7 protein-coding genes are annotated in these 6068 nt (G+C 74.6%); 1 reads left to right on the top strand and 6 read right to left on the bottom strand.

Annotated features, from left to right (window positions below):
• Positions 1–143: 143 nt before the first annotated feature.
• From ACFV2S_RS16505 to ACFV2S_RS16495, 3 genes are all read right to left on the bottom strand, one after another.
• Positions 144–779, bottom strand: a complete 636-nt coding sequence (locus ACFV2S_RS16505; RefSeq protein WP_385558861.1) for a DUF305 domain-containing protein — start codon at positions 777–779, stop codon at positions 144–146.
• Positions 780–887: 108 nt separating this feature from the next.
• Positions 888–1262: a DUF6153 family protein gene (locus tag ACFV2S_RS16500; protein WP_385558858.1), complete on the bottom strand. Its 375-nt coding sequence runs from the start codon at positions 1260–1262 to the stop codon at positions 888–890.
• Between the two features lie 365 nt (positions 1263–1627).
• Positions 1628–1972, bottom strand: a complete 345-nt coding sequence (locus tag ACFV2S_RS16495; protein ID WP_383801681.1) for a tetratricopeptide repeat protein — start codon at positions 1970–1972, stop codon at positions 1628–1630.
• Positions 1973–2076: 104 nt separating this feature from the next.
• Here ACFV2S_RS16495 and ACFV2S_RS16490 point away from each other — a divergent pair, with 104 nt between their 5' ends.
• Positions 2077–3042, top strand: coding sequence for a pirin family protein (locus tag ACFV2S_RS16490; RefSeq protein ID WP_385558854.1), 966 nt, complete (start codon positions 2077–2079; stop codon positions 3040–3042).
• 31 nt (positions 3043–3073) lie between these two features.
• Here the strand turns inward: ACFV2S_RS16490 and ACFV2S_RS16485 are convergent, their stop codons facing one another.
• The 3 genes from ACFV2S_RS16485 to ACFV2S_RS16475 form a co-directional block, all read right to left on the bottom strand.
• Positions 3074–4174, bottom strand: coding sequence for a substrate-binding domain-containing protein (locus ACFV2S_RS16485; RefSeq protein ID WP_385558851.1), 1101 nt, complete (start codon positions 4172–4174; stop codon positions 3074–3076).
• Between the two features lie 175 nt (positions 4175–4349).
• Complete coding sequence (locus ACFV2S_RS16480) at positions 4350–5192, bottom strand: DUF4097 domain-containing protein (RefSeq protein WP_385558848.1); 843 nt, start codon at positions 5190–5192, stop codon at positions 4350–4352.
• Positions 5193–5272: 80 nt separating this feature from the next.
• Complete coding sequence (locus tag ACFV2S_RS16475; RefSeq protein WP_385558845.1) at positions 5273–5788, bottom strand: toxin-antitoxin system HicB family antitoxin; 516 nt, start codon at positions 5786–5788, stop codon at positions 5273–5275.
• Positions 5789–6068 lie beyond the last annotated feature (280 nt).

The raw sequence follows: 6068 nt of genomic DNA, 5'->3' as shown, positions 1-6068 counted from the left end.
GCGCGCGCGCGCGCGCGCGCGGGGCGCGCGGGGCTCGGAGCCCGCGACGCGTTTGGCGCGGCGCTCGGGGGGGGGGGGGGGGGGGGCGCGCCGCCCCGCGCGGCCCCCCCCCCCGCCCGGGATGCCGTGTCGATCGGGCCGGATCAGAGCCGGTCGAGGATCTTCCGCAGCTGGGCGACCTCCGCGGACTGGGTCCGCACGACGTCGTCGGCGAGCTTCACGGCCGTGGCGTTGCGGCCGTCCCGCTGCTCGTCCCCCGCCATGGAGACGGCGCCGTCGTGGTGGGCGATCATCAGCTCGGCGAACTTCCGGTCGAAGGCCTTCCCCTTGACGGCGGCGAGGTCCTTCATGTCCTGGTCGGACATCATTCCGGACATGGTGTGTCCCGCGCCGTGACCCTCGGCGGACTCCGGCCGGCCCCAGCCCTTCAGCCAGGCCCTCATCTTCCGGATCTCCGGGTCCTGGGCCCGCTCGATCGCGGCGACCAGCTTCTTGACCTCGGGGTCCTCGGCCCGGCCGTCGGCGAGCTCCGCCATCTCCAGGGCCTGCTCGTGGTGGGGGATCATCATCTGCGCGAACGTCACGTCCGCGTCGTTGAAGGCGCCGGGCGCTCCGGCCTCGGCGCCGGCGCCCGGCGCGGTGGCGGACGCGGAGGCGCCGCCGTGGTCCATGCCGCTCGTGCCGTCCTCGGTGCCGCAGGCGGCGAGCAGGAGACCGGTCGCGGCGACGGCGGCGGCGAGGGCGAACTTCCGGGTGGTGCGAGAGGTGAAGGCACGCATGTGGGTGATTCCTCGGGTGCTGTTCGTCCGTACGGAGTACGGGTACGGAAAGGGGTGGGCCGAAGCGTTCACGGGCAGCACGAGGCGCCCGGGGTGGCGGGGTACGGCCTAGATCCGCAGGACGGACAGCTGGGCGAGGTCGGGTGGCCGGCGCGGCGGGGCGTGCGGGCCGAGCGCGGGCGTGAGCCGCGCGAGGAGGAGCGTGAGCCAGTCGGGGCGGCGACCGAGCGCGGCCCGGACGAGTCCCGCGAGCAGCCAGGCGCCGAGGACGGCCACGCACAGGGTGGTCATGTCCGTCGCCGCGCCCGGCTCGTGCCGGGCGGCGGCGTCCCCGCCGTCGTGCGGGGAAGGGGCCTGCGCGAGGGCGCCGTGGTGTGCGGTGGAGACGGTGGCCGTGCCGCCGCCGGAGCCCTCGGGGTGGCCCACGGCGTGCATCAGGAACACCCCGAGCGCGAGCACGCCGACGAGCAGGAGGTGCGTCACGGCACCTCCCGCCGGCCCACCGCGTTCCGCTCGGTGTGTACGCACAGCCAGGACCTCCTGGCCGCGAATATACCGTGCGGGGGTATCGGCCACGCGTCGGCCGGGCCGGGCCCGCACCCCGAGGGGCCAGGGAAATACCCCGGACGGGCCCGACGCGCGCCCCGAGGGGCCGGGGAAAGTCTCCGAAGGGCCCGGAAGCTGCCCAGGACGGGCCCGACGCGCGCCCCCGACGGGCCCGGGAAACGCCCCCCCCGTTCGGGTCCGGGGGAAAGCCCCGTACGGGCCCGGGGGAAAGCCCCGTACGGCCTGGGGGAAAGCCCCGTACGGGCCCCGGGACGAGCTCCGGGTGGAGCTCGTCCCCGCGGTCAGGACAGCGTCTCGCCCGACATGGCGGCGGCCATCCGCAGGTGCGGCGCGGCCTCGTCCGGGCGGCCCTGGCGCTCCAGGGTGCGCCCCAGCATCAGCCGGGCGTAGTGCTCGACCGGGTCGCGCTCCAGGACGGCGCGCAGCTCCGTCTCGGCGTGCCCGAGCTGCGCGGAGTGGTAGTAGGCGCGGGCGAGGAGGAGCCGCTGGGCCGTCTGGTCCGGGTGCTCGGCGACGAGGCCGCGCAGGATGCGGACGGCGGTTCCGTACTCCTTGGCGTCGAAGAACAGGCGCGCCCGGTCCCAGCGTTCCCCGGCCGTTCCGAACTCGTAGTACGTGTCGCTCACTTGCTCTCCCTTTCCAGAGCTCCGGATCTGCCACCCTGGGGGGTGGTCGACCAGCACAACACCGCCGGTTAGTTGAACATTCCACCAAGGATGGGTTGAGTGCCATGAGCAATCTCGATCGCCAGGCCGCGCTGACCGTGTGCGGCGGTCGCGGCTTCGTCGTCGCCGAACCGGTACGGGAGCTCCTCAGCCCCCGCCGCGTCCAGCTCGGCGAGTCGACCGAGGTCCGGCGACTGCTCCCGAACCTGGGCCGTCGCATGATCGGCGCGTGGGCCTTCGTCGACCACTACGGCCCCGACGACATCGCCGACGAGCCCGGGATGCAGGTCCCGCCGCACCCGCACATGGGTCTGCAGACCGTCAGCTGGCTCCACGAGGGCGAGGTGCTGCACCGCGACTCCACCGGCAGCCTCCAGACCGTCCGCCCGCGCGAGCTGGGCCTCATGACCTCCGGCCGGGCGATCTCCCACTCGGAGGAGAGCCCCCGGCCGCACGCCCGCTTCCTGCACGGCGCGCAGCTCTGGGTCGCCCTGCCCGACGCCCACCGGCACGTCGAGCCGCACTTCGAGCACCACGCGGAGCTGCCCCGGGTCACCGCGCGGGGCCTCACCGCCACGGTGATCCTCGGCGCGCTCGACGGCGCCGCCTCGCCCGGCACCACGTACACCCCGCTCGTCGGCGCGGACCTCGCCCTCGCGGCCGGGACCACGACGAGCCTGCCGCTGGAGCCGGACTTCGAGTACGCGGTGCTCGCCATGTCCGGGGAGGCGCACGTCGACGGCGTCCCCGTCCTGCCCGGCTCCATGCTCTACCTCGGCTGCGGCCGTACCGAACTCCCGCTCCGGGCCGTCTCGGACGCGGGCCTGATGCTCCTCGGCGGCGAGCCCTTCGAGGAGGAGATCGTCATGTGGTGGAACTTCGTGGGCCGCACGGACGAGGAGATCCGGGAAGCGAGAGAGGCCTGGACGAAGGGCGACCGCTTCGGCGAGGTGAAGGGCTACGACGGCGACCGCCTCGACGCGCCGGAGGTCCCGCCGACCCCCCTCAAGGCCCGGGGACGGGTGCGCTGACGGGCCTCGTGCCCGTCGCGCACCCGCCCGGTCAGCCCCGGACGTTCAGGGCGGGACGCAGCATCAGGTGATGGGCCGGCCGGGCGGGGTCGTCGAGCCGTCTGACGAGCAGCTCGACGGCCTCGGCGCCCACCGCGCGCCTGGGGGGCGCGACGGCGGTGAGCGGGGGGTCGGCGAGGGCGGCCAGCTCGTCGTCGTACGTGACGACGGCCAGGTCGTCGGGGACGCGGACGCCCGCCGCCTGGAGCCGGCTCACCAGCGGCAGGGCGATCGAGTCGTTGTGGACGAGGACCGCGTCGACCAGGCCCTCCTTCACACAGCGCACCAGCCGCGCGCACTGCTCGTCGAGGTCGGCGGGGTCGTTCTCCGACAGGGCGCCCGGGACCTCCGGCGGGCAGGGCTCCAGGTCCAGCGCGGCCAGTGCCTGCCGGTAGCCGGTCTCCAGCATCGGGGAGGTCAGCGTGGGGAACTGCATCAGCGCGATGCGGCCGCGGCCCAGCGCGGTCAGATGGCGCAGGGCGAGCAGGGCGCCGTACTCGTGATGGGTGGCGACGTGCTCGACCGTGCCGCTGTCGAGTCCGGTCCGGCGCTCGGCGAGGACCACGGGGACGGGCAGTCCCCTGAGCCAGGCCTCGGTGTCCGGCGAGGTGCGCGGGTCGTCGGCCGTCGTCAGGACCAGCCCGTCGACGCCCGCCCGGAGCATCCTGGCCACCAGGGCCTTCTCGGCGAAGGCGTTCTGCGACACCTCCACGGTGAGCGTCGCGCCGAAGGACGCCGCGGCGGCCTTCGCGCCTCCGACGACCTCCGGGTAGTAGTACGACGAGTGCGGGACGACCATGCCCAGGCCGTACGTCCGCGCGGCCCCGCGGGCAGGGAGCCCCGCTGTCGCCTCCTCGTCCCGCGCGGCCTCTCCGCCGGCCGCAGGTGCCGAGGGGAGCTCCCGCGTCCGCCCGGAGGGCCGGGCGACCCCGCCGTGCACGCGCGTGACCTCGCCCCGCCGAGCCAGTTCGCGCACGTCGCCGCGCACGGTGACGGCGGCCACGTTCAGCTCCTCGGCGAGTTCGCTGATCCTGACCGATCCCCGCTCCCGCACCGCGTCGACGATCGCGCGCTGGCGGTCCTCCGCAAGCATCCCGTGCTCCCTTCACCCCTCGGACGTCAAACGATATCGAACATCATCTGACATCGACTCGGGGGAGTGAAGGGTGACCCGCGCCCGGTCGTGGGGTCGTTCATGGTCCCGGTCCCGGTCCCGGTCGCGGGGGAAGGGTGCGGGGTGACAGGGAAGGGGGCCGGGCGGGGGGTGCTCAGGCCTTGGCGCGGCGGATGTCGATGTTGCCCCAGTTGCTCCTGGCGCGGACCTTGACGGTCTCCTCGGCCGGCTCGGGGGCGTCGGAGGCGGCGAGGGTGTTCCGCACGTGCCCGCGGTGGGAGCTGACGTCCAGCCAGGCGGCGGTGCCCGAGCGGATGCCGACCTCGATGGAGCCGTTGGAGGTCTCGAGCTGGACCTCGCCGCGGGACACCTCGGCGATGCGCAGGGCGCCGTTGGTGGTGGTGCCGGTGACCGACGACTCGGCGCGTGCGATGTCGATGCTGCCGTTGGCGCCGCTGACGCGCAGTTCGCCGGTCACGGTGCCGACGGTCGTGGCGCCGTGCGAGTTCTTCAGGACGGCGTGCCCGTCGATGAGGCCGACGCGGAGGTTTCCGCTGCTGCTGGTGATCTCGGCGGCGCCCTCGACCCGTTCCACGGTGCTCTGGCCGTGCGACGCGGTCAGGTGGAGGGGTCCGGTGGTGTCGAGGCGGACGTCGCCGGCCGAGGTCTTCACGCGGACCTCGCCGAGCCGGCCCTCGCCGATCAGGCCGGCTCCCGTGCCGGTCATGTCGACGTGCGATCCGGCGGGCAGCTCCACCGTCACGTCGACGGTGCCGCCGCGGCCGAGCAGACTGGCCTTGGGCGTGGTGATGGTGAGGACGCCGCCGGCGTAGGTGACCTCGGTCTGGTCGGCCGCCCGGACGTCCAGGTCCTTCCTGGGCGCGCGGGGCCGGACCTCGACGACGGTGTCGGGACGGTCGCTCGCGGTGAACTGGAGGGAGCCGGCGTAGACGTAGGCGGTGACCGAGATCGGTTCGGGCGTGTCGAAGGAAGGCATGGCTGTCCCGTCCTCTTGGGTCTTCGGATCGTCCCCGCAGGGGGGACGTGATGACGTGGGGTGGTGCCGGTGGGGTGCGGTCAGCGCACCCAGCCGGTGATGCTCTGTCCGGCGCTCGGGGACTTCTCCGGCGTACGCGGCCGGGTGTTGCCGCCGACCGCCGCCGACACGGCCCGCACCAGCCAGGCGTTCACCGACAGGCCCTCGCGGGCCGCGGCCTCCTCGGCGCGGGTCTTCAGGTGGGCCGGCAGGCGCAGGTTCACGCGGGCGGTGCCGCCCTCGTCGCCCTCGGTGGGAGCCGGGGCCGGGAGTGGTTCGCCGGCGGCGCCCGGTTCCACGGGGGCGCTGTCGGCGGGCGGGAGCGTCACCAGGAAGTCGGGGTCGAGACCCCGGAGCCGTACGTCGACCGACCCGGGCGCGAGTTCGCGGGTGATCTCGTCCGTCGCGGCGGAGAGCACGTTGAGCATGGTCAGCCGGGCCGCCGACTCCAGCGGTGCGGTGAGCCGCTCCGCCAGCTCGCGGGCCTCGTCGCCGCCGGCCTCGGCGGCCACCGCGAGTTCGCGGCGGAGGTTGTCGACATACGGGGTGAGGTCCATGACGTCATGATGGCACCACTGTGGCGCCAATCGCAAGGGTGGGGGTGGGGTCAGGGTGACGCCCTGGCAGGATGGCTGCCCTGACCTGCGGGAATGTCGAGCGATCGGTTCGTGGTGCGGGAGAGTCGCAGGGATTCGGGTGGCTCCTGGAACACGAAATGGGGGGCGGGGGGGCCCCGGGGGGGGCACGGCGGCCGCGAGCCGCGGGGGGCCCCCCCCGGCGAAAAGCCCCCGCCCCCCCCCCCCCCCGCTCACACGCCGCACGGACCGGGGCCCCCCG

The organism is Streptomyces sp. NPDC059695 (assembly GCF_042733785.1).
Classification (GTDB): Bacteria; Actinomycetota; Actinomycetes; order Streptomycetales; family Streptomycetaceae; genus Streptomyces.
The sequence above is the reverse complement of the archived record's forward strand: the minus strand, read 5'-3'. Positions and strand labels throughout refer to the sequence as shown.

What these genes read in the sequence shown, in the direction of transcription:
- ACFV2S_RS16505 (WP_385558861.1), bottom strand. Translation starts at nt 779, where the DNA reads ATGCGTGCCTTCACCTCTCGCACCACCCGGAAGTTCGCCCTCGCCGCC.
- ACFV2S_RS16490 (WP_385558854.1), top strand. Translation starts at nt 2,077, where the DNA reads ATGAGCAATCTCGATCGCCAGGCCGCGCTGACCGTGTGCGGCGGTCGC.
- ACFV2S_RS16485 (WP_385558851.1), bottom strand. Translation starts at nt 4,174, where the DNA reads ATGCTTGCGGAGGACCGCCAGCGCGCGATCGTCGACGCGGTGCGGGAG.
- ACFV2S_RS16480 (WP_385558848.1), bottom strand. Translation starts at nt 5,192, where the DNA reads ATGCCTTCCTTCGACACGCCCGAACCGATCTCGGTCACCGCCTACGTC.
- ACFV2S_RS16475 (WP_385558845.1), bottom strand. Translation starts at nt 5,788, where the DNA reads ATGGACCTCACCCCGTATGTCGACAACCTCCGCCGCGAACTCGCGGTG.